At 45.7% G+C, this 21885-nt stretch carries 22 protein-coding genes; 7 read left to right on the top strand and 15 right to left on the bottom strand.

Going from position 1 to position 21885, the window contains the following annotated elements:
* Positions 1 to 38: 38 nt before the first annotated feature.
* On the bottom strand, positions 39 to 3122 hold the full coding sequence (locus KDM90_RS03170; protein WP_212674102.1) for an Rne/Rng family ribonuclease: 3084 nt from the start codon (positions 3120 to 3122) through the stop codon (positions 39 to 41).
* A 688-nt stretch (positions 3123 to 3810) separates the two neighbouring features.
* Between KDM90_RS03170 and KDM90_RS03165 the strand changes: the two genes are divergently transcribed.
* From KDM90_RS03165 to ccoS, 6 genes are all read left to right on the top strand, one after another.
* Entirely contained in the window at positions 3811 to 4818 is a 1008-nt protein-coding gene (locus tag KDM90_RS03165; RefSeq protein WP_212674101.1) for an RluA family pseudouridine synthase, read from the top strand.
* A gap of 75 nt (positions 4819 to 4893) precedes the next feature.
* A complete protein-coding gene (locus KDM90_RS03160; RefSeq protein ID WP_212674100.1) occupies positions 4894 to 5553 on the top strand; it encodes an HAD-IA family hydrolase in 660 nt (219 codons plus the stop codon).
* A gap of 108 nt (positions 5554 to 5661) precedes the next feature.
* Entirely contained in the window at positions 5662 to 6021 is a 360-nt protein-coding gene (locus KDM90_RS03155; protein WP_212674099.1) for a Rieske (2Fe-2S) protein, read from the top strand.
* 463 nt (positions 6022 to 6484) lie between these two features.
* Positions 6485 to 6730, top strand: coding sequence for a heavy metal translocating P-type ATPase metal-binding domain-containing protein (locus KDM90_RS18410; RefSeq protein WP_369123423.1), 246 nt, complete (start codon positions 6485 to 6487; stop codon positions 6728 to 6730).
* On the top strand, positions 6727 to 9009 hold the full coding sequence (locus KDM90_RS03145) for a heavy metal translocating P-type ATPase (protein ID WP_212674097.1): 2283 nt from the start codon (positions 6727 to 6729) through the stop codon (positions 9007 to 9009). The genes KDM90_RS18410 and KDM90_RS03145 overlap by 4 nt, the downstream gene beginning before the upstream one ends.
* A 17-nt stretch (positions 9010 to 9026) precedes the next feature.
* Positions 9027 to 9170, top strand: coding sequence for a cbb3-type cytochrome oxidase assembly protein CcoS (ccoS, locus tag KDM90_RS03140; protein ID WP_212674096.1), 144 nt, complete (start codon positions 9027 to 9029; stop codon positions 9168 to 9170).
* Positions 9171 to 9188: 18 nt separating this feature from the next.
* Here the strand turns inward: ccoS and mnmH are convergent, their stop codons facing one another.
* Positions 9189 to 10253, bottom strand: coding sequence for a tRNA 2-selenouridine(34) synthase MnmH (gene mnmH / locus KDM90_RS03135; protein ID WP_212674095.1), 1065 nt, complete (start codon positions 10251 to 10253; stop codon positions 9189 to 9191).
* Positions 10250 to 10879: an arylesterase gene (locus tag KDM90_RS03130; protein WP_212674094.1), complete on the bottom strand. Its 630-nt coding sequence runs from the start codon at positions 10877 to 10879 to the stop codon at positions 10250 to 10252. The genes mnmH and KDM90_RS03130 overlap by 4 nt, the downstream gene beginning before the upstream one ends.
* 24 nt (positions 10880 to 10903) lie before the next feature.
* Here KDM90_RS03130 and KDM90_RS03125 point away from each other — a divergent pair, with 24 nt between their 5' ends.
* The gene (locus KDM90_RS03125; RefSeq protein WP_212674093.1) at positions 10904 to 11587 is read left to right on the top strand and encodes an ABC transporter ATP-binding protein; all 684 of its coding nucleotides are present in this window, start codon (positions 10904 to 10906) and stop codon (positions 11585 to 11587) included.
* A gap of 47 nt (positions 11588 to 11634) precedes the next feature.
* Here KDM90_RS03125 and KDM90_RS03120 read toward each other — a convergent pair whose 3' ends face one another.
* The 12 genes from KDM90_RS03120 to iscR all read right to left on the bottom strand — a co-directional run bounded on the left by KDM90_RS03120 (position 11635) and on the right by iscR (position 21840).
* Positions 11635 to 12426 carry a hypothetical protein gene (locus KDM90_RS03120; RefSeq protein ID WP_212674092.1) on the bottom strand — a complete coding sequence of 264 codons (792 nt, stop codon included), beginning with the start codon at positions 12424 to 12426 and terminating at the stop codon, positions 11635 to 11637.
* A gap of 9 nt (positions 12427 to 12435) precedes the next feature.
* Positions 12436 to 13005, bottom strand: a complete 570-nt coding sequence (locus KDM90_RS03115) for a DUF4337 domain-containing protein (protein ID WP_212674091.1) — start codon at positions 13003 to 13005, stop codon at positions 12436 to 12438.
* Between the two features lies 1 nt (position 13006).
* On the bottom strand, positions 13007 to 13498 hold the full coding sequence (locus tag KDM90_RS03110) for a dihydrofolate reductase (protein ID WP_212674090.1): 492 nt from the start codon (positions 13496 to 13498) through the stop codon (positions 13007 to 13009).
* A gap of 11 nt (positions 13499 to 13509) precedes the next feature.
* Positions 13510 to 14304 (bottom strand): thymidylate synthase, encoded by a 795-nt coding sequence (locus KDM90_RS03105; RefSeq protein ID WP_212674089.1) that lies wholly within the window; start codon positions 14302 to 14304, stop codon positions 13510 to 13512.
* Between the two features lie 134 nt (positions 14305 to 14438).
* Positions 14439 to 16046, bottom strand: a complete 1608-nt coding sequence (locus KDM90_RS03100; RefSeq protein ID WP_212674088.1) for a sensor histidine kinase — start codon at positions 16044 to 16046, stop codon at positions 14439 to 14441.
* Positions 16047 to 16338: 292 nt separating this feature from the next.
* The gene (gene fdx / locus KDM90_RS03095; protein ID WP_212674087.1) at positions 16339 to 16677 is read right to left on the bottom strand and encodes an ISC system 2Fe-2S type ferredoxin; all 339 of its coding nucleotides are present in this window, start codon (positions 16675 to 16677) and stop codon (positions 16339 to 16341) included.
* Between the two features lie 55 nt (positions 16678 to 16732).
* The gene (gene hscA, locus KDM90_RS03090; protein WP_212674086.1) at positions 16733 to 18598 is read right to left on the bottom strand and encodes a Fe-S protein assembly chaperone HscA; all 1866 of its coding nucleotides are present in this window, start codon (positions 18596 to 18598) and stop codon (positions 16733 to 16735) included.
* A gap of 154 nt (positions 18599 to 18752) precedes the next feature.
* Positions 18753 to 19256 carry a Fe-S protein assembly co-chaperone HscB gene (hscB, locus tag KDM90_RS03085; RefSeq protein ID WP_212674485.1) on the bottom strand — a complete coding sequence of 168 codons (504 nt, stop codon included), beginning with the start codon at positions 19254 to 19256 and terminating at the stop codon, positions 18753 to 18755.
* Between the two features lie 23 nt (positions 19257 to 19279).
* On the bottom strand, positions 19280 to 19603 hold the full coding sequence (gene iscA, locus KDM90_RS03080; protein WP_212674085.1) for an iron-sulfur cluster assembly protein IscA: 324 nt from the start codon (positions 19601 to 19603) through the stop codon (positions 19280 to 19282).
* A gap of 49 nt (positions 19604 to 19652) precedes the next feature.
* Positions 19653 to 20039, bottom strand: a complete 387-nt coding sequence (gene iscU, locus KDM90_RS03075; RefSeq protein WP_189346603.1) for a Fe-S cluster assembly scaffold IscU — start codon at positions 20037 to 20039, stop codon at positions 19653 to 19655.
* A gap of 28 nt (positions 20040 to 20067) precedes the next feature.
* A complete protein-coding gene (locus KDM90_RS03070; RefSeq protein ID WP_212674084.1) occupies positions 20068 to 21342 on the bottom strand; it encodes an IscS subfamily cysteine desulfurase in 1275 nt (424 codons plus the stop codon).
* Between the two features lie 15 nt (positions 21343 to 21357).
* The gene (iscR, locus tag KDM90_RS03065) at positions 21358 to 21840 is read right to left on the bottom strand and encodes a Fe-S cluster assembly transcriptional regulator IscR (RefSeq protein WP_212674083.1); all 483 of its coding nucleotides are present in this window, start codon (positions 21838 to 21840) and stop codon (positions 21358 to 21360) included.
* Positions 21841 to 21885: the final 45 nt, after the last annotated feature.

The following is a 21885-nucleotide window of genomic DNA, read 5'->3' as shown; positions in this document are numbered from 1 at the left end:
AAAATCAGCTGGATTTTCGTCTCGCTGTCATGTTTTTCTTAACGCTTGGTCTCGATCATGACTAGTGGTTCTGAGGTCACGGGTGGTGCGGGTTTGCGTTCGCGAGTTACACGAGGCGCGACCGGAACTTGTGCTGCCGCTTGTGCTGACTTTAACTTTTCCGGATCAGTCGCAGCCAAGACCAGACCTGCTTGCGCTAACATCGCGTCGAGATCGGCAACCGAAGTGCTACTTTGCACTACTTGCGATGCTTGATTGGCTGTCGAATCGATCGCTTCGCTAGTGGCAATGGTCGCAGCAGGAGGCGTTTCCGTGAACATGGGCAGTGCGGCTTGCGTTGGCAGGTTTGCTGCTGCACTTATTTCAGATTCAATCGTGTTCTCGGTGATGACTTCTGCAACAGTCACTTCGTCAACAGAACTCGTCACGCTCACTGCTTGATCGCTAATTGCCACCTGCGTACTTTCATCGATTTGGTTCAATGTTGGCACAACAGTTGCAATCGGCGAGGCTTCCACTTCAATGCTTGGTGTCACGTTGGCTTCGGCAACGATAGGCTTAGATGAGCCCGCTTCAATGGATTCGTTTGGAGTGGATGCATCAAGATTGGCTGTTCCCTGCGAATGCGATGGCGCAGCGCTGGTCACGAGCGTCGTTTCCTGCTCTGGCTTGCGAGTTTCTACGCCTGAAGACGCAGTAGTGGACGGCGCTAAATCAAAGCTCGCTTGCGCAGGCGCAATCTCTACCAATAAGGACTCGACCGTGGCTGGATTGCTTGTTGCTAGATCGGCGACAGGAATAAATGCAGGCGCTTGTTCAGTTTTACCTTCATTTTGTTGCTCGCTTTGCGTGATTTGCGCTTCCGTGTTCTCACCTGGATTTCGATCGCGGCGATTGCGATTTCTTCCGCCGCGACGACGACGACGACCTTCTTCCGCTTGCGGTTCAGCCTGGTCGGCATCAATACCAACGCTCAGCGCATCTTGACCATCTTGTGCCTTCGGTTTTTGAATCGCAGGGGTCGCCGCTTGAAGGGAGACATGAGTTGTCATTCCCTCTTCGGTTTTTGGCTCGTTATTGGCTTGTTCTTTCTTGCCTTCTCGCTGCCGTTGTTGGCGTTCACGACGACCTTCTTGTCCGTCCTTTTCGTCACGTGGTTGGCGGTTTTGTTTGCCTTGCTTCGCTTGCGTGTTCGACTCTAATGCAGCGGGTACGGGCGCTTTGGCTGTTTCTTTTTCTGTGCGACTTTGACCATTCGAATTGGCTTGGCGTTCATCATTGTCTTGTGTACCGCGTCCGTTTCTTCCATTGCGACCGTTTTGACCCCGATTGCGTTGGCGATTGCGATCATTTCTGTCTCGGCCTTGTTTTGGTTTCTCTTCCGCTACAGGCGTTTTGCTCTCAGTTGTACTGAAAATTGAACTAAAAAATTTCGCGATTCCAGCAAAAAAACCACCTTCAGAAGACACTTTCGTTGATGTTGCAACCGGCGCAGGTTTACGCTCTACGATCGGTGCTGTTTCAGGTGTGATACTCTTCACGACCGCTTCTTGACGCGGTTTGACTTCGTCTTTTTGACGCTTGTTGTAACCGATGTCGGTATCCGCTTGTTCCGCCATAGCATAGCTAACATGGGCTTCTTCCAAACGTGGATCGTCGTGCTTCAAACGATCGAGTTTGTAATGTGGTGTTTCCAAATGTTTATTTGGAATCAAAATTGCTGTGACGCGATGGCGATTTTCGATTTTGAGAATTTCGCCACGCTTTTCGTTCAATAAGAAGGCTGCGACATCGACTGGAACTTGAACGTGGATCGCCGCTGAGTTTTCCTTCATCGCTTCTTCTTGGATGATACGCAAGACTTGCAAAGCGGAGGATTCCGTATCACGGATATGGCCAGTGCCGTTACAACGAGGGCAAGTCACGTGACTGCCTTCAGACAGGGAAGGGCGCAGACGTTGACGCGATAATTCCATCAAGCCAAAACGGGAAATTTTGCCCATTTGTACGCGAGCGCGGTCATAGCGCAATGCGTCTTTTAAGCGGGTTTCCACTTCGCGTTGATTCTTGGCGTTTTCCATGTCGATAAAATCGATCACGATCAAGCCACCCAAGTCACGCAAACGCAATTGGCGAGCAACTTCTTCCGCTGCTTCGCAGTTGGTATTGAATGCGGTTGTTTCGATATCGCCGCCGCGAGTTGCTCGCGCCGAGTTAACGTCGACAGAAACTAAAGCTTCTGTATGGTCGATCACAATCGCGCCGCCAGATGGCAAAGGCACGGTGCGTGAGTAGGCAGTTTCGATTTGATGTTCGATTTGGAAACGTGAGAACAGCGGCACATCATCGCTGTAGCGTTTCACACGGTGCACCATATCGGGCATCACGTGGCTCATAAACTGCTGCGCTTGTTCGTAAATATCGTCGGTGTCGATCAGAATTTCGCCGATGTCCGGTTGGAAATAATCACGGATAGCACGGATTACTAAGGAAGATTCTTGATAGATCAAAAATGCGCCTTGTGCAGACTTACCAGCGCCATCGATCGCGCGCCAGAGTTGCATCAGGTAGTTTAAATCCCATTGCAATTCATCCACATTGCGGCCGATACCCGCGGTACGAGCAATCACGGACATGCCTTGCGGCAAATCCAATTTGTCCATGGTTTCGCGCAATTCTTGACGGTCTTCGCCTTCAACGCGGCGGGAAACACCACCGCCACGTGGGTTGTTCGTCATCAAGACCAAATAGCGACCAGCCAGAGAAATGAAGGAAGTCAAAGCCGCGCCTTTATTGCCGCGCTCTTCTTTTTCTACTTGAACGATGATTTCTTGGCCTTCGCGTAATGCATCTTTAATCGATGAATTACGAACGTCGATACCTTCTTTGAAGTAACTGCGAGCAACTTCTTTGAAAGGTAAAAAGCCGTGGCGTTCTTCGCCATAATTGACGAAGCAGGCTTCTAAGGAAGGTTCAATGCGGGTGATAACGCCTTTGTAGATATTCGATTTACGGAGTTCGCGTCCAGTGGTTTCGATATCGATGTCAATCAGCTTTTGCCCATTAACAATCGCTACACGCAACTCTTCTTGCTGCGTAGCATTAAACAGCATACGTTTCATATTTTTCTCCATGGCACTAAAGCCATATTTCACAATTGCTAGCCAGGCTGAGCAATTGTGTCGTGCTTACATTGGATGTATGCGAGAACGGAGAGTTTGAGGGGGCGGGAAATGCCACTGGCACAAAGCAATTTAAAAAATAACTCGAAGAGCGATCAGCATAGAGCTGGAATCATACTCGGTAATTTATCAAATCAATCGTGCGCTTGGCGCGGATGGCTTTTTACTTGGGGCGAGTGCACATGTCTCCGAGTATTCTGGCTTGCATTTCGCCGTCCTTAGAGGCGAAACAGAGTTACATCAAGCAAATAATCATTCAGGCGATGCGCAACTTACTATAATTAATAGTGTCAAACCGCTTGCAGTTCAAATTAACCACATAGCGAATGACGAAATCGACCGATATCTTCAAAACCATCAACCGGCAAGCCAGCGAATTTATGTCAATTCGCATCTCTTGCCAGACTTATCCTTATATTTCAAACTTTCTGATCCAAATCGTTTTGCATCAGTCCGATCGCCACAATTGGTTGCGACCTTGACCAGCAAAAAACGATGTGCATACACATCTTTTCTATCGAATTTGCAAAATGGCGAGGCCGATAGACACGCCCCTGTGTAGAATAGTCGTCTTTCTTACACATGCTGAAGCTTTATGAGCTCAAGCTTCAGGGATTATATATTCAAAATGAAGGACTTAGCGATAAAAATGGGGGTAAATTCTCAAAAACCATCGAAAAAAGATGATGGGCAGACCAGCTCCCAAACTTTTGCACAGGTGCAACTCATTACGATTACGGAAGAGGATGCAGGACAACGCATTGATAACTATTTGTTGAGAATCTGCAAAGGCGTGCCAAAAAGTCATGTTTACCGAATTTTAAGATCTGGTGAAGTGCGCGTAAATAAGGGGCGTATCGATCAATTGTATCGATTGCAAGTTGGTGATGTTGTTCGCGTGCCTCCAACTAGAATTGCTGAAAAGGAAACGTCGCATGTTCCCGGAGCTGAATTTGCCATTGTTTTTGAAGATAGTCACTTGCTGGTAATCGATAAACCAGCGGGTGTCGCGGTACATGGAGGTTCAGGGGTTAGTTTTGGTGTGATTGAACAATTAAGGGCATCACGTCCGGATGCGAAATTTCTCGAGTTAGTCCATCGCTTGGATCGTGAAACCTCGGGATTATTGTTGTTGGCGAAAAAGCGCTCTGCATTAGTTAATTTGCATGAGCAAATGCGCGACGGTCATACGGATAAGCGTTACCTTACTTTGGTTGCTGGAGATTGGAAAAATCAACGACAACATATTAAGTTGCCCTTACATAAATATACAACGGCGGACGGTGAGCGCCGGGTGCGGGTGCAGGCTGATGGCATGGAATCGCATACAATTTTTACGTTGAAGAAAAAATATGCTGAGTTTGCATTGCTGGAAGCGGAACTTAAGACTGGGCGCACGCATCAGATCCGCGTGCATTTATCTTCAAGTGGTTTTGCGATCGCCGGGGATGACAAGTACGGTGATTTTGCGTTGAACCGAGCCTTATTAAAACCAGCAGCAAACCGCGGAGCATTGAAACGTATGTTTTTGCATGCACACCAAATTACATTTACGCACCCAGAAACCGGCAAATCGATGACATTGAATGCTTCATTACCACAGGATTGCGAAAAATTCTTGCAAAGTTTAAATTGAAAATGATCTTTGAAAATTGCATAGACGGCATTCTTGATAAAGCTTTTTGCTAGTAATGAGAGAATAAATAAAAATATGGCAAAAAAATTATTTGATTTTATCGTGTTTGATTGGGATGGTACTTTAATGGATAGTACCGCCACAATTGTCAAATGCATTCAAGCTGCTGCGAGGGATTTACAGCTACCAGTCCCAAATGACGAGGCGGCAGCCCATGTGATTGGTTTGGGTTTGGTTGAGGCAATGCAAGCAGTTATGCCGGATGTCGCGCCAAATTACTACCCAAAAATGATTGAACGATATCGCTACCATTATTTGATTCGCGATCATGAGTTGCCTTTATTTCCTGGCGCGCGTGAAATGTTGATTGATCTTGCGCAACAGGGGTATTTTTTGGCGGTAGCAACAGGAAAAAGTCGAGTTGGGCTGAACCGAGCGATGAATAGTGCGAATGTATTGTCGATGTTTGATGCGACGCGTTGTGCGGACGAAACCTTTTCTAAACCACATCCAGCGATGCTCCAAGAGCTTACGCGTGAATTGGGGCAGGATATGCAGCGAACTTTGATGATAGGGGATACAACGCATGATCTGTTGATGGCAGCCAATGCTGGAGCCTCTGCAATTGCGGTCGAATATGGCGCGCATGACGCGAGTTTGCTGGCGAGTGTACCGAGTTTATATTCAGCCAAAGGAATTTCAGATCTGCATCAATGGTTAAACGATAACGCTTAGCGTCAGCGCGCACTATTCCGCGATTGGTGTAAGTGTGCGAGTGTGGTGGCAATACGCTCAAATCAATCATTAGATTTTCAGTGAATCAATAAGAAAGAAACTCGCGCAATGGCAGAGATATTTATTTGTAACTCAAATGAGTTGGAAGAAGGTGGCAAGGGTATTCGTTTTCCTTTGCTTGCCGGCGGAGACGAGGCGACCGGGTTTGTTGTTCGTTACGATGGCGTGGCGCACGCCTATTTGAACCGTTGTGCGCACGTTCCCGTTGAATTGGATTGGACGCCTGGTGAATTTTTTGAGGGGAGTGGCTTATATATCATGTGTGCCACACATGGTGCTATTTATGTCCCTGAAACTGGATATTGTACTGGTGGCCCTTGTCGCGGTGGACGCCTACGAAAAATTCAAGTCACCGAATCAGATGGAAAGATCCAATGGTCGACAGATGATTTCTTAAAATCTGTTTAGACGCACTTTGAAATTTCTAAATGTGTAAGCTTCAATTTCATTAATCTTAGAAATCGTTTAGATAGTTAAAATTTTCTTCCTATTGGATTATCGCTGAACTATATTGTTCATGTAACTGGTTCAAACGAGGAGGTCAATATACATAAATATTTTTGTATTTCAGACGAATGGCATTTGAGCTCCGGTGTAATTTCTTTGCCGGTTATGTGTGAAGTAGAAGGTCTCAGTTTTGGTTGTATACGATCTAGAAAAAACACCGAGTGCTAATCCCTCGGTTTCGAGGCTTCTAATAAGTCTCAATCAGATAAAAACGATGGTGAATGCCATCGTTTTTCGTTTTTGGAGACTTGAAATGTCGCACGCATAGCATGTTGGTTTTATGAAAATTGCTTGCGTCAAATCAAGAAAATTTGTAGATAGTCCGTTATCATTCATTCGTAGATAATGTTCATTTTAAATTTCGATGCATTTAAGCCCCTCTCAATTTTTTCATACCCATATAGCGCCGTTGTTCAAACGCGAGCGGTGTCTTTGTTATCACTGCGGCGAGTCGATGCGCGTGGAGGGGGCGTTGACTGTCAATTTTCAGCACGTTTTACGCCCCGTATGCTGTCATGGTTGTTTGGCAGTATTGAACACGATTCAACAAAATGGATTGACGGAAGAATACTTGCGTTCAAAAGAACAAGTTGAGAGCAGCTTGATATGAGCGACGAGGCAGGAGCGATAGCCAGCTCGGCACAGACAGCAGATTCGGCCACCAGTTCTCAGGTTGAACTTTTAAGCGTGGCTGGAATACGTTGTGCTGCTTGCGTGCAATTAATCGAGTACCGTGTATCGCAGTTAAAGGGAATGGAAAGTTTTCGGATTAATCCTGTTTCGCAAAAAGCGCAATTGCGATGGGATGCCAACGTTTTAACTTTGAAGCAAATTATTCAATCGATAGTGGATTTGGGATACGCTGCATTTCCTGCAAATCAATCACTTACCGATTATCAAGCAAAAGAAAAAAAGACCGCTTTATGGCGCTTGTTTGTTGCAGGATTTGCGATGATGCAAGTCATGATGTACGCATTTCCAGCCTATCTCGTGCCCGTCCCTGAGGTTGGTGGAGACTTAAGCCCTGATCTCGACCGATTATTGAAATTAGCTAGTCTTATCATCACTTTGCCCGTGGTTGGTTTCTCAGCATTGCCTTTTTTTCGAGGCGCCGTACGGGATTTACGTCATCGTTTTATTGGTATGGATGTGCCAGTTAGTCTCGGAATTTTACTCACCTTTTTTGCTAGCAGTTGGAATACATTTTATGGTGGTGCAGTTTATTTTGATTCTGCGATCATGTTTGTCTTCCTTTTGCTTGGTGCTCGATTTATCGAAAGCAATGTGAAGCGCCGTACTTCTGCCGCATTGTCTGTTTTGACGCAGATTCATCCAGTGAAAGCCTATCGTTTCCCTGAATTTCCCCGCCGCGACACACGACAAGATTGTCGTGCCGACGAAGTGAAAGTGGGGGATTTTTTGTTCGTGCCAGCTGGTGAACAAGTGCCATGTGATGGCATTGTGGTCGAGGGTGAAAGTCAGTGCGATGAAGCTTTGATGACAGGCGAGTCGCATCCAGTTAGTAAAAAACATGGAGATCGACTAATTGGTGGCTCAGTCAATGTGCACAGCCCTTTGGTGATGCGTGCAGAATCAGTTGGTAGCCAAACCCAACTAGCGAATTTAATTGCGATGATGGAATCAGCCAGCATGGCGAAACCAAAGTTGGTGGCGATTGCCGACAAACATGCGAGTCATTTTCTATTGGCAATTATTCTGATCGCAATCATTTCAGCGCTTGTTTGGACAACGATTGATAGTTCACGTGCATTTTGGATTGGCATCAGCGTCATTGTTGTTACCTGTCCGTGTGCATTGTCTTTGGCGACACCTGGTGTGATGTCAGCAACGATAGGGCAATTAGCTAAATTCGGACTATTGGTCACACGAGGTGATGCAGTTGAAAATTTGGCAAATGTGACTCATGTTGTGTTTGATAAAACTGGAACTTTGACATTTGGTAAGCTGAAAGTGTTGGACGCAGTCTTTCTTGCGCCGAATTCGTCCCATGCCAACGCCATTGCGGGTTTAATGTCGGGTTTGTCTTCCCATCCAATTGCAAAAGCAATTCACGAGGATTGTGTCGCACGTCAGCTAGTGGAGTTGGAGAAACACTCGAATGATAATAAGTTCAACATCATTCGAAGCGATGACCGACCCGGTGCAGGAGTTGAAGCGACGATTGGCGAGTTAACTTATCGTTTAGGGAGCTTGTCCTTTGTGCAGGAAATGCACCTTGTTGATTGGGCAATCCCTTTTAAATACAGCGACAAGACCGTTTCCGTTTTGGCTGACCAGCATCGTGTCTTAGCTTATTTTGTCATGGAAGACAAACTTCGTCTCGAAGCCGCGTCCGCGGTGGCTGAGTTACACGCAGATGGCAAGCAGGTCGTATTGTTGTCCGGCGATCGACCTGACGTTGTACAGGAAGTCGCAGCGGAGTGCGGAATCAGAATGTTTAAATCTGAAATGAGCCCGAGTGATAAATATGAATTTATTGTAGAGTTGCAGCGCCAAGGTGCAGTTGTTGCTATGGTCGGTGATGGAATGAATGATGGTCCTGCGCTCTCTATCGCGAATGTCTCCGTTGCGATGGGGCAGGGCGCACCGATTTCGCAAACTCGCAGCGATTGCTTATTGATGTCGAATCGTTTGTCAGATTTTTGTTTCGGCTTGCAGATGGCGACGAAAGCATATCGCTTGATTAAACAGAACTTAGCATGGGCATTGCTTTACAATCTAATCGCAATACCTGCCGCTGTGCTAGGATTGTTGGAACCATGGCATGCGGCACTTGGCATGTCACTCAGTTCATTGTTAGTGGTCGTCAATGGTTTACGTTTGTTAAGTATGCGACCCATCGACTATGATTTGCCTTTGGCACGATAAATCGACAGGTTTGAATTATGGATATTTTGTATTTGCTGGTTCCGCTCAGTGTTTTCTTGGTGTTTGCGATTGGGGTGGTATTTTGGTGGGCGCTTAATCATCGACAATTTGAGGAGTTAGATGAAGTAGGGCAAAGCATCATTGAAGATCAGGATCATTGATTGTTTTCTTAGTGGATACTAATTCTCAGCGTTAATAATTTTTCTGGCGATTTCTACTTGCGTTTGTTCTGTCAAATTTGCCATCTCAATGATAGGCGCGTTTTGATATTGGGGGAAATTGCGCAAAATTGATTTATCGTAGGCAGGGTCATAGTGCCTTGATAGCAGTTGTTGGATTAATTCATGTATGTCTCCTGAATCGACCAGTTCCGTCCACCTCTGGATCTGCTGTTTACTATGTAAAATCGTCAAAAGCTGGAGTTGTTGATTGAGTCTATCCTTATCTTCCACAAAATGTTGATATTCATTGCGGAGCAGCTCGATCCGCTTATCGATTGGTAATCGCAAACGAATACAAGAGGCCTGACGGATAGCGGACATCATGGCTTCAGGGACTCTTAATTTGCCTATCTTTTTACTTTCTGCTTCGACATAGATCGGCTGACAAAGATCGAAACTAGAGAGTTGCTGCCAAATCGCAGTTTCGAAATATTTTTGCGATGGTTGTGTTTGTAAGGGCAATTCGCCGAGTATGGACCCGCGATGTCGGGCAAGGTTTTCTAAATCTATTATTTGTACACCTGACGACCCAATACAACGCAGTAATTTACTTTTTCCAGTCCCGGTTTCACCACATAAAACTCGCCACTTTGCTTTTTCAGCGAGCAAGGGCAAGCTTTGATTGATATGTCGCCTGAAGGACTTGTAACCCCCTTCGAGTTGCTTGGCATGCCAGCCAATTTTTGACATGATATGGGTTAATGCACCACTGCGATTTCCTCCACGCCAACAATAAATTAGGGGCTTCCATTCTTTCGGCTTATCGTGAAAATGGGTTTGAATATGTTTTCCAATATTTTGCGCCACGAGAGCAGCACCAATCTTTTTTGCTTCGAATGGACTGACTTGCTTATACAGTGTTCCAACTTTCACTCTTTCGGCATCATCCAAAACGGGACAATTCAATGCGCCTGGAATATGGTCTTCGGCAAATTCTGCTGGGCTTCGTACATCGATGATGCAATCAAATTGCGCCAATTCTTGATATACATTTTCAAAATTAACGAGGTGGGATGTGCTCATCGTTTCAGCATCTTTTGAAGTGGTTCCCAAACATTGTCGAGCATTGTTGGATGTGCTTTGGCAGTGGGGTGAATTCGATCGGCTTGGAAAAGTTCATTTTTTTCGGCTACACCTTTTAGGAAAAACGGTACGATAGCCGACTTATTTTCTTTCGCAAGTTTCGCGTACATCGAAAAAAATTTTTCTGTATAAGCTCGTCCATAATTTGGTGGAATTTGCATAGCAACCAAAAGTGTTTTCGCCTTCTTTGCTGTCGCCATATTCAGCATGTCTCGGAAATTTTGTTCTGACTCATTCAAGTCAAGACCACGCAATGCGTCATTCCCACCAAGTTCGATAATCACAATTTCTGGTTGGTGGATATTGAGCAGAGCACCCAGTCGTGACTTTCCGCCGCTACTCGTTTCACCACTGATACTCGCATTAATCACTTGATAGGAATACTTTTTTGCTGCTAGCCTTGCCTCAAGTAACGCGACCCAGCCACTGCCGCGCGCTAATCCATATTCAGCCGAAAGGCTGTCACCGAGCACAAGTATGGTTTTTGGTGCAGAATACGCGTTGCTCGCAAAAACACCCAAAACCAATAGCAAAGTTAATCGTCTGAAGAAATTCAGTGTTTTCATTCCATATAAGCGCATAAAGTTAACATGAGCCTTTCCAATCAAGTTCCTGCCATCCATGTGAAAAATTTGAGTAAGCGTGTTGCTGATGCAGCGGGTGAGCTCACAATTCTACATAATATCGAATTTACGTTAGCAGCGGGTGAGACACTTGCAATTGTTGGCGCATCTGGATCGGGTAAATCAACTTTGTTGGGAATATTGGCTGGACTCGATACCCCGAGCGATGGCACCGTAGAACTGAATGGAATTGATATCTTCGCTTTGGATGAGGATGGAAGAGCTGTTCTTCGCAAGGAGCAACTCGGCTTCGTTTTTCAATCGTTTCAACTGCTGATGCATTTGAATGCGCTAGAAAATGTCATGTTGCCTCTCGAACTCCGCGGGGATAAAGCTGCGAAGCAAAAGGCAGAGCAAATGTTGGAAAAAGTTGGGTTAGCGAGTCGCCTAAAGCATTATCCAAAGTTTCTGTCCGGTGGTGAGCAGCAAAGGGTGGCGTTGGCACGGGCGTTTGTGACCGAACCACCACTGTTGTTTGCCGACGAGCCAACTGGCAGTTTGGACGCGCACACTGGAGAATCGGTGATCCAATTGATGTTTGACTTGAACCGTGAACGTGGTTCAAGTCTTGTTTTGGTTACCCATGATTTGGCTATGGCAGCCCGATGTGGAAGAACGATTTCTATTGCAGCAGGAAAATTAGTCTCCTAAGTTGCGCTCGCTCTCTTGAAATGCACGTCAGAAGCGTGCATTCAGGATTAGAAACGGTAGGTAGCGACCGAGAAAATAGTCACAGGTGAACGCTGTGTCATAAATGGATTTCTGGTTGAAGAATTTAATGTGTGACGAGCACTTATTCCAGTCGAAATTGACCAATTCGTATCTAGTGTCCAATTCCAACTTCCGCCTAACTGCAATTCGGTCCGGTTAAATTTATTGTTAGCCAGTGCTGTTGCGCCCTGCAAACCTCGCCAATCTAAAGCGCCAAAATTTGACTGCGGAACCGTAGCGTTATGATGCCAATTGACGCTAAATACGGCAGTTAGTTGATGGCGTTTGCTAAAAATCTTATTTGCTTTCGCGGCCAAAGTAAGCTTGCTGCCTTTTTCAAATCCTGTTCCGAATCGAAATTCGCCATTTAAAGAGTAGTTTGGATTTAGTCGATAGTTTAAAAATGCAGACGTCGAAACGCTTGAAATAAGCTTACTTGGAACATCTCGGCCGGCATTCTCGAATGGATCAAGGAGACGGCTAACATTGAGATCGAGTCCGAAATCAAGTTCTTGATTTTTGGAATAATGGAATTTTGTCGAACTCCATTGATTTAACAGTAAGCCACGCTTGTCTCGCTCGTTGGTACTGAGAGTCACATTGTATGGACTAGCGAGTTCGATGTTTTGGTTTGTACTAAAGGCAGTCAATAATGCGGGCGAGCGCACGTAGGTTCTGCTCGCATTGAGTGTGTCCGGTGCCCAATTTTGGGCATGTACATGCCCTGCAATGATAAGGAGGCAACAAGCAGGTGCCTGATAGACTATTCGTTTCATCATATTTACCTTCTAAATATGCATCCATGCAAGTGCCGCTATTCCGACTCCAGTTGCAGCGACTCCGTATGAAGCATATTGTAGCCAATTTTTCTTGGTCAACAGGGCAATTGCGGCAAGAGAAATTGCGATTTGCACTGCTGTCATTGCTTGCGCCCATCGATGATGTTGATGCAACGATGCTTCGGAGGCGTGTTCCAATTCTACTACCTGCCGTTCTAATGCTTCAGCTTCTTTTTTGATTTCTTCTTTTTCTGTCTTATATCGTGCAACTTCGGCTTTGTATTTTTCAATGTCACTGCCAGGAATAATCATAGCTAACTCGGCAAGATTTTGCTTCCCTGATTTCGCTTGATAGTAACTCCAGCGATCTGAAGCTTCGGTTTTTTTAATCGCCGCGCTATTTTTAAGCATTGCCGCCTCATTTTGAGTGGCGCCACCTTCGTATCCTAGTATTGCACCCACCGTCGCCATAATTGCAGTCATTACAGCAATTCTGCTGGAGAATTGGTCATTGCTATGTGCTGCATGTTCTACCTCGTGATCGTGAGGGCCGTGTACGTGAAAGCCATGTCCCGACATGTTATTCCTTATCTTTTCTTGAATAGCTGACAATTGCATATTGAAGATGATTACCTTCTGCGATAAATTCTTGACGTTTTACTACTTCCCATATCTGTTTGTCAATTGCTGGAAAAAACGCATCGCAATCAAACTTTGCTTGAATTTCTGTGGCAATGATTCCTTGGGCGAAGGTGATTGCTTCTTGGTAAATTTGTGCACCACCAATCACGAATGCTTCGTCTACGCCTAACGCTTCGACTGCTTCTTGAATGGAAGTGAAATTGTCGACTCCGTCGTGTCGCCAATCTGGATTCCTACTTATAACGATGTTTCGCCTATTTGGCAAAGGACGACCGATAGATTCAAATGTTTTTCTGCCCATGATTATCGGATGTCCCGAGGTCGTCCGTTTGAAATGTGCAAGGTCTTCCGGTAAATGCCAAGGCAATTGATTGTTGATGCCTATCCCGTTTTGCTGGTCGGTCGCAACGATAAGAGTAATTTTTGTCATTATTGTTAGCTTTAGACGGCAACGGGCGCTTTGATAGCTGGATGGAACTGGTAATTGTCGAACGCAAAATCTTCGAAACGATACTCAAATATTGAGTTTGGCTTTCTCAATATTTGAAGGGTCGGGAGAGGATAAGGTTCGCGCGTCAGTTGCTCTTTGACTTGTTCCATGTGATTGCTGTAGAGATGGCAATCACCACCGGTCCAAATAAAGTCACCAACCTTTAAGCCAGTTTGTTGTGCCACCATATGAGTCAAAAGGGCGTAGGAAGCGATATTGAAAGGGACTCCAAGAAAAATATCCGCGCTTCGTTGATAGAGCTGGCAAGATAACTTGCCATCTGCTACATAAAATTGGAAGAAAGCATGACATGGAGGTAATTTCATGTTTGGAATTTCCGCAACATTCCAAGCAGAGACAATCAGCCGACGTGAGTCAGGATTGGTTTTAATTTGTTCAACCAATTGTGCAATTTGATCAATGTGTCCACCGTTTGGTAATGGCCAACTACGCCATTGCGAGCCATACACTGGTCCCAGATTACCATCCGCGTCCGCCCACTCGTCCCAAATGGATACGCCATTTTCTTTTAGATAGGCGATATTGGTTGATCCTGCTAGAAACCAAATTAATTCGTGAATGATCGACTTCAAGTGGAGCTTTTTTGTCGTCACTAGCGGGAATCCTTGGCTCAAATCAAAACGCATTTGATAACCAAAAACCGATAACGTGCCTGTTCCAGTTCTATCAGTCTTCACATGTCCGTGATCTTGGACATGGCGCATGAAACGAAGATATTCTTGCATTATGAATATTTTTTCAAATTATTGTGGGAAAAAAGTGCATGGGCTGCGATGCTAGAAACGATGCAGCCTTGCAAGATAGAGAGTATAGCAGCCTAACGCGAGGGAAGATCTCGTCAAAATACAAACATACAGCGTTAAGTATCAATAATTTGGCCGGCATGTTCGGGATTGCCCGGAGCAACGAGAGGGATAGACATCTCAAATCGTGCACCTTGATTCGGCTCACTGGTCACCTTAATTTCCCCACCAAGTACATTTGTAATGATGTTGAAAGTGATACTCAAGCCTAGACCGCTCCCACCTTTACCAAATTTGGTAGTGAAAAATGGCTCAAATATGCGCTTGATGATATTTGGGGGTATTCCTTTGCCGGAATCTTCGAAAACGATGAGTACATGATCCGCCTGGCGTCTAGCCATACAGCGCATGTACCCCTGACTCATGCCGTCCAAACCGTGTACCACTGCATTGTTGACTAGATTACTGAAGACTTGTCCTAGAGGGCCCGGGTAGCTATCAAGCTCGATGTCATCGGGGATATCCAATTCGAGATTGAATGGCGTTTTACGTAAGCTGGAATGAAGCAAGGCGGCAAGCTCTTGGAATACAACGACCAAGGTAAACTTTCGACGTTGGGCGCTAGATTGGTCAACTGCCACTTGCTTGAAATCGCCCACTAATTGTGCGGCTTGCTGTAGACCACGCATCAATAATTTACTCGACTCAGTTGCAGCATCCACATAGTGCGAAAGATCCGAGCGGCGCATAGTCCCCTCCGTCAATGTTTTACCTATTTGACGAGTTTCATCACTCAAAGTGCTTGCAACTAGCAGGCAATTTCCGAGTGGAGTATTCAATTCATGAGCAACACCTGCGACCATAGATCCGAGCGCAGCCATGCGTTCAATTCGAGCTAACTCATTTTGTGCACTATTCACACTGGCAAGCGCCGCTTCGAGATGGTGATTGGCGTTTTCTAGTTCTTGGGTCCGTTGTCGAACTTTGGACTCCAGTGTCCCGGAATACTCGAGTAATTGTTGATTCTTGATTTCAAGTTCATTAAATGACCTTTGTAGTGCTTGCCTAGTCGCCTCAAGACTCACTGCTAAATGTCCAATTTCATCTTTTCGATCAAAAGAGATGACTTCGTTGAGTTCGCCATTCGCAAGAAGATCTGATTTCTCGATCAAATCTTTGATCGGACGTACTAGTCTCCATTGCAAAACGATGTAAATACAAATAACGGACAGTAGAAAAGACGTCGCTGTGACAAAGATCGCACGATAAAAATTGTCGCGGATCTCGGTTCGCATAATTTCTTCAGTGAATGTTAACTGGACTTCACCAATGACCTGCTCGCCATGTGAAATGAGGCGAGATTGTGTTCGAAATGTGCCTTGTTGTGTATTTTTACGTGAGTTGGTAATAAACGTTTTTTTATCCGGTAATGTAATAACGTGAATTTCTGACACATTGGGATTGGAAAAAACGACATCACTCGATTGTTTGGCGATCTCTGGCGTGATTTGCCAGACTGGTTCGCTCAAAATGACGGCAAGAATTGCCGCGGAACGCACATGATCGTCTTCTAGCTTTTTTAAGCTATCCGCTGTAATGGTACTTAATTGGATTGGGATCAGAATTAAAGAAGTAACCAATAGTCCAAAAAAAACTGCGAGGACAACCGCGAGGCGCAAGGTGATACGACTGAAAATTGATGAGATGATGGTCGGTGTTTTCATTCCTGTTGCTCCATCTCAAACGCGCATAGGTTTCGCAGCATAGGTCGACTCTCTTTACGCAGAAATTGTGCTACTTGCAACAACAAAACTGCGTGGGTTCAGGAAGGCTGGTTTAATCTCTGTTTTTACGGGGAAACTTTTTTCGATGGTAGAAGGTTTTAGCAATTTACACAAGTGACTCGGGTGCGCGAATCGCAATTCAATGATTGTTCAGTGCAAAAACAGACAATTTGATGGTTCTCTCGCTGGCACTGGGTGCGATAAAATCAATTATTTCAAAAAATCTAAATTCTTAGTGATTTTCACGTGCGTGATTGATCGTATATTTCGGAATTTCTATCGTGATGTCCTCGCTACCAAGCTTGACTTGGCAAGATAGGCGTGAGGTGGCTTCTAAGCCCCAAGCGGCATCCAATAAATCTTCTTCGTCGTCCGACGATTCATTCAGCGTGTTAAAACCTTGGCGAACTACCACGTGACAGGTGGTGCAGGCACATGACATTTCACATGCATGTTCAATTTCAACTGCATTCTCTACCATTGCTTCACACAGAGACTTGCCTTCTTCGACCTCAATGGTTTTGCCAGATGGGCAGAGTTGCGCGTGCGGTAATATTGTGATTTTTGGCATGATGGATTCTTTTATCGATTCTTAAATTGTCAACGTTGTCTTGTTCAAGCGTAGTTTATTCAAACTCTGTCAGATTTTTTCCTGCCAGCGCACTACGTACACTTTGGTCCATACGACGTGCGGCAAACTCTTCGGTACCATCTGCTAATGCAGTGATACTTGATTTAATCGCGTCGTGATCATTGCCCGATTTTGTTTCTCGCAAATTTTGGATGAGAGCTTCAATCTGTTGTAACTCTGTAGCGTTTAATAATTGTTTGTCGCTCGCTAACGCGGACTCAATTGCCAACAATAAGCGATCGGCCTCAACTTGTTCCTCGCGCAAAGCGCGTGCTTGCATGTCTGTTTCGGAAGAACTGAATGAATCTTGCAACATACGTGCAATATCATCGTCTGCTAAACCATATGATGGTTTGACGACGATGGACGCTTCGACACCCGAGCGCATTTCGCGTGCGGAGACGGACAACAAACCGTCGGCATCCACTTGGTAGGTAATGCGTATGCGGGCAGCGCCTGCCGCCATTGGCGGAATGCCACGTAATTCAAATTTGGCTAAAGAGCGACAATCGCTGACTAACTCACGTTCACCTTGAACGACGTGAATTGCAAGCGCGGTTTGACCATCTTTAAATGTGGTGAATTCTTGTGCGCGCGCGCAGGGAATCGTGGAATTTCTAGGGATGACTTTTTCCGACAATCCACCCATGGTTTCGATACCGAGTGACAAAGGAATCACATCCAGCAATAACCAGTCGTCACCCGCTGCGCGATTGCCAGCCAATAAGTTAGCTTGAATCGCAGCACCCAATGCGACCACTTTATCTGGATCGATATTGGCAAGTGGTGTCGTTTGGAAAAAATCACCTACCGCTTTGCGTACATGCGGCATACGGGTCGCACCACCAACTAAAACCACGCCATCGATGTCATCGACTGTTAGTTTTGCATCGCGTAATACTTTGCGGCATGGTGTAATCGTCTTGATAACGAGATTTTCGGTAATCTCGGCAAAGATATTTTTCGTGATTTGCAGATGAACTACATCGCCGGTCGATAATTTTGCGTCGATGTAAGTAGAAGTCTGCGTTGATAAAATTTCTTTGGCTTCGCGTGCTTTGACCATCAATACGCGGGTGTCTGCGTCATTTAATAATGATAGGCCCGCTTCCTGTAAAATCCAGCAAAATAAACGATGATCAAAATCGTCACCACCCAAGGCGGAATCGCCACCGGTGGATAATACTTCGAACACACCTTTACTCATGCGCAAAATCGAAATATCGAAAGTGCCTCCACCCAAATCATAAACTGCATAGATGCCTTCTGAACCATTGTCGAGACCATAGGCAATTGCTGCCGCAGTCGGCTCATTCAATAGACGTAACACATTCAAGCCAGCTAGTTTGGCGGCGTCTTTCGTCGCTTGGCGTTGTGCATCATCGAAGTAAGCAGGAACAGTAATCACCGCACCAACTAAATCATCGCCCAAAGCGTCTTCGGCTTGTTGGCGTAAAGTGGCAAGTATTTGCGCTGATACTTCGACAGGGCTCTTAATGCCAGCAACCGTTTTCAATTGCACCATACCAGGTTCATCGTGAAAATCGTAAGGCAGATTTTCGGCATGGGCGATATCTTTTAAACCGCGCCCCATAAATCGTTTGACAGAGACGATGGTATTTTTAGGATCGGTTGTTTGTTCTGCTTGCGCCTTGAATCCAATGTGCGCATGGCCATTCGGTAAATACCTGACCACCGATGGTAATAATGAGCGACCTTCCTCATCGTTGAGAATCTCAGGGATACTATTGCGCACCGTGGCCACTAAGGAGTTGGTGGTTCCTAGATCGATACCCACAGCCAAACGATGTTGGTGTGGTGCAGTCGACATGCCGGGTTCTGAAATTTGCAGTAATGCCATAATCTTGTCGTGAAGAAGGCGCAAGGCGCCATCGGTTTGGGTTAATCTGAATACGGTGCTTCAATCTCAGAGTTGATCCAACGTCTATCTAGCTGGTTATCAACTAAGCAATCTGCGCAATATTGAATAAATTATTTTGAGACTTATTTGAAGCTCATTCGTCAAAAGCCGCGATATCGGTCAAGAATTTTTCTAAGAACAAGCAAGCGCGAATTTCTTGCGCAGCAGTTTGAAAATCACCTTGTGCGATCGCTTTTCCCGCATTTGCGGTTTGTGCTTTTAAACCTGCTTGTACTTCTTTTTCTAGCCGCATCATTGCTGTCATATCGTGACCGTGACGCGCATCATCGAAAGCTTCACGCCATTCCATTTGCTGCATCAGGAAGCTGGCAGGCATGCTGGTATTCGATTCAGTTTGCAAATCCACGCCGTTCAAATTGCACAAGTAGGTCGCACGTTTTAGCGGGTCCTTCAAGGTTTGATACGCTTCATTCGCTTGCGTTGCCCACTGCATCGCGACACGCTTTTCCGCGTCACCCGCTTGTACAAATTTATCTGGATGAACACGTGATTGCACTTCGCGATAAGCCCTATCAAGCTGTGCTCGATCCAATTCAAATTGCATAGGCAAATTGAACAACGCGAAGTGGTTTTGCATCGTCATTCTGAATTCGCCTTAGCTTAAATGCGGAAGCTCTCACCACAACCGCACTCGTCTTTGACGTTGGGATTGTAGAATTTGAAGCCTTCATTTAAGCCTTCGCGGGCGAAGTCTAATTCAGTACCATCGATGTAAGGCAAACTCTTAGGATCGACGAACACTTTTACGCCGTGGGTTTCGAAGATCTGATCTTCGCTACCAACTTCATCAACGTATTCCAATTTGTACGCCATGCCAGAGCAACCCGTGGTGCGAACGCCGAAGCGTAAGCCTATGCCTTTGCCGCGACGCTCCATGTAACGGATGACGTGTTTTGCTGCTTTTTCTGTCAAAGTAATCGCCATGATCTATCCACATTGCGCTAAAGCCGCGCGAAAAATAAGTTGAATAAAATTATTCAGCGCTATGTTTGTTTTTGTAATCGAGTACGGCTGCCTTGATCGCATCTTCTGCCAAAATAGAGCAGTGAATTTTGACCGGTGGCAAGGCTAATTCTTCCGCGATTTCGGTGTTCTTAATGCTCAATGCTTGGTCTAAAGTTTTGCCTTTGACCCATTCAGTCACCAAGGAAGAGGACGCAATCGCAGAGCCGCAACCATAAGTTTTGAACTTGGCGTCTTGAATCACACCATCTGCACCGACTTTAATCTGTAATTTCATCACGTCGCCGCAAGCAGGTGCACCAACCATGCCCGTACCAACAGAGTCGTCACCTTTTTCAAATGCGCCTACATTGCGTGGATTCTCGTAGTGATCCAATACTTTTTCTGAATATGCCATGATAAAAATTCCTTTTTAAATTATTCGATTAGTGGGCGGCCCATTGAATTGTCGAAATGTCGATACCGTCTTTGTACATATCCCAAAGCGGAGACAATTCACGCAATTTGCCGACTTTGGATTTCAATAGTTCTATCGTGAAATCGATGTCTTCTTCGGTGGTAAAGCGACCAATAGTGAAACGAATCGAGCTGTGCGCTAATTCATCGCTGCGACCTAAAGCACGCAAAACATAGGATGGTTCCAAGCTTGCAGAAGTACAAGCAGAGCCAGAAGAGACCGCAATGTCTTTAATCGCCATGATCAAGGATTCACCTTCGACATAATTGAAACTCACGTTCAAGTTATGCGGAACGCGATGATCCATGTCACCGTTAATGTAAGTTTCTTCGATCTCGCTTAGTCCTTTAGACAAACGATCCCGCATGGCACGAATGTGCGCCAATTCGCTCGCCATTTCTTCTTTTGCAATACGGAACGCCTCGCCCATGCCAGCGATCTGGTGCGTCGCTAATGTGCCAGAGCGCAAGCCGCGTTCGTGGCCGCCACCGTGCATTTGCGCTTCCAAACGGACGCGTGGCTTGCGGCGTACATACAATGCACCAACGCCTTTTGGCCCATACGATTTGTGAGCGGAGAAAGACACTAAATCGACTTTGACTTTTTCCAAATCGATCTCTACTTTACCGGTTGCTTGTGCTGCGTCGGAATGGAAGATAATGCCTTTTTCGCGGCACAATTCGCCGATTTCGGCGATAGGTTGAATCACGCCGATTTCATTGTTAACCCACATGACTGAGACCAAAATCGTATCTGGGCGAATCGCTTCTTTAAGCTGTTCGATGGTGATTAAACCATTGTCCTGTGGTTGCAAATAAGTCGCTTCGAAACCCTGACGTTCAAGTTCACGTACCGTATCTAACACCGCTTTGTGTTCCGTCTTAACGGTAATGATGTGCTTGCCCTTACCTTTGTAAAACTGTGCCGCACCTTTCAACGCAAGGTTATTACTTTCAGTAGCGCCCGAGGTCCAAATAATTTCACGTGGATCAGCATTGACCAAGGCCGCTACATGGTTACGCGCTGTTTCCACCGCAGCTTCAGCATCCCAGCCATAAGCGTGGCTGCGTGACGCAGGATTACCAAATTGCGCACGCAGATAAGGAATCATGACATCCGCGACCCGTGGATCGACTGGCGTCGTCGCCGAGTAATCCATGTAGATAGGGAAGTGCGGTGCTTTGAGCGTATCGATTAAAGATTTTGTTAGCGGTACGGATGCTTGTGTGTTTGCAGCAGTCATTCAAAACTCCAAATTTTAGGAAATAGTGCGTTCGGCGTGGCCGTGGCGAACGATAACAACAGGTTTGTCTTGGGCTTTTTGCTTTTGTTGATTGACCAAGTCTTGTAAAGAAACGGAGTCGAGATAATCGACCATTTTGGCATTCAGGTTTGCCCACAAATCATGCGTCATGCAGTGAATACCGTTGTCATGATCGCTACCATGACAATTGCCTTTGCTGCCACATTGCGTCGCATCAAGCGGTTCGTCGACGGCGATAATGATGTCTGCAACGGTAACGTTCTGCGCTTTGCGTGCCAAATGATAGCCACCACCAGGCCCACGTACCGATTCAACGATTTCATGGCGACGTAGTTTGCCGAACAATTGTTCAAGATAGGATAAGGAAATATCTTGGCGCTGGCTGATGCCTGCCAACGTGACTGGTCCATTGTCTTGACGTAAGGCAAGATCGATCATGGCTGTTACAGCAAATCGGCCTTTAGTAGTGAGACGCATGAGTCAATACTCCAAACTTGTTGAAATTTGTCGGAATTGCGCTTT

Source organism: Affinundibacterium fentianense (genome assembly GCF_018139545.1).
GTDB classification, from domain to species: domain Bacteria; phylum Pseudomonadota; class Gammaproteobacteria; order Burkholderiales; family Burkholderiaceae_D; genus Undibacterium; species Undibacterium fentianense.
Note: the sequence above shows the minus strand (reverse complement) of the source record. Positions and strands in the feature narration are given on the sequence as shown.

Coding starts and splice junctions, on each gene's coding strand:
- KDM90_RS03125 (WP_212674093.1), top strand. CDS start 10,904: ATGAGCCTTTCCAATCAAGTTCCTGCCATCCATGTGAAAAATTTGAGT.
- KDM90_RS03160 (WP_212674100.1), top strand. CDS start 4,894: ATGGCAAAAAAATTATTTGATTTTATCGTGTTTGATTGGGATGGTACT.
- iscR (WP_212674083.1), bottom strand. CDS start 21,840: ATGCGTCTCACTACTAAAGGCCGATTTGCTGTAACAGCCATGATCGAT.
- iscA (WP_212674085.1), bottom strand. CDS start 19,603: ATGGCGATTACTTTGACAGAAAAAGCAGCAAAACACGTCATCCGTTAC.
- KDM90_RS18410 (WP_369123423.1), top strand. CDS start 6,485: ATGCATTTAAGCCCCTCTCAATTTTTTCATACCCATATAGCGCCGTTG.
- KDM90_RS03110 (WP_212674090.1), bottom strand. CDS start 13,498: ATGACAAAAATTACTCTTATCGTTGCGACCGACCAGCAAAACGGGATA.
- KDM90_RS03155 (WP_212674099.1), top strand. CDS start 5,662: ATGGCAGAGATATTTATTTGTAACTCAAATGAGTTGGAAGAAGGTGGC.
- KDM90_RS03120 (WP_212674092.1), bottom strand. CDS start 12,426: ATGATGAAACGAATAGTCTATCAGGCACCTGCTTGTTGCCTCCTTATC.
- KDM90_RS03105 (WP_212674089.1), bottom strand. CDS start 14,304: ATGCAAGAATATCTTCGTTTCATGCGCCATGTCCAAGATCACGGACAT.
- hscB (WP_212674485.1), bottom strand. CDS start 19,256: ATGCAAAACCACTTCGCGTTGTTCAATTTGCCTATGCAATTTGAATTG.
- fdx (WP_212674087.1), bottom strand. CDS start 16,677: ATGCCAAAAATCACAATATTACCGCACGCGCAACTCTGCCCATCTGGC.
- KDM90_RS03100 (WP_212674088.1), bottom strand. CDS start 16,046: ATGAAAACACCGACCATCATCTCATCAATTTTCAGTCGTATCACCTTG.
- hscA (WP_212674086.1), bottom strand. CDS start 18,598: ATGGCATTACTGCAAATTTCAGAACCCGGCATGTCGACTGCACCACAC.
- ccoS (WP_212674096.1), top strand. CDS start 9,027: ATGGATATTTTGTATTTGCTGGTTCCGCTCAGTGTTTTCTTGGTGTTT.
- KDM90_RS03170 (WP_212674102.1), bottom strand. CDS start 3,122: ATGAAACGTATGCTGTTTAATGCTACGCAGCAAGAAGAGTTGCGTGTA.
- KDM90_RS03165 (WP_212674101.1), top strand. CDS start 3,811: ATGAAGGACTTAGCGATAAAAATGGGGGTAAATTCTCAAAAACCATCG.
- iscU (WP_189346603.1), bottom strand. CDS start 20,039: ATGGCATATTCAGAAAAAGTATTGGATCACTACGAGAATCCACGCAAT.
- KDM90_RS03115 (WP_212674091.1), bottom strand. CDS start 13,005: ATGTCGGGACATGGCTTTCACGTACACGGCCCTCACGATCACGAGGTA.
- KDM90_RS03145 (WP_212674097.1), top strand. CDS start 6,727: ATGAGCGACGAGGCAGGAGCGATAGCCAGCTCGGCACAGACAGCAGAT.
- KDM90_RS03130 (WP_212674094.1), bottom strand. CDS start 10,879: ATGAAAACACTGAATTTCTTCAGACGATTAACTTTGCTATTGGTTTTG.
- KDM90_RS03070 (WP_212674084.1), bottom strand. CDS start 21,342: ATGACTGCTGCAAACACACAAGCATCCGTACCGCTAACAAAATCTTTA.
- mnmH (WP_212674095.1), bottom strand. CDS start 10,253: ATGAGCACATCCCACCTCGTTAATTTTGAAAATGTATATCAAGAATTG.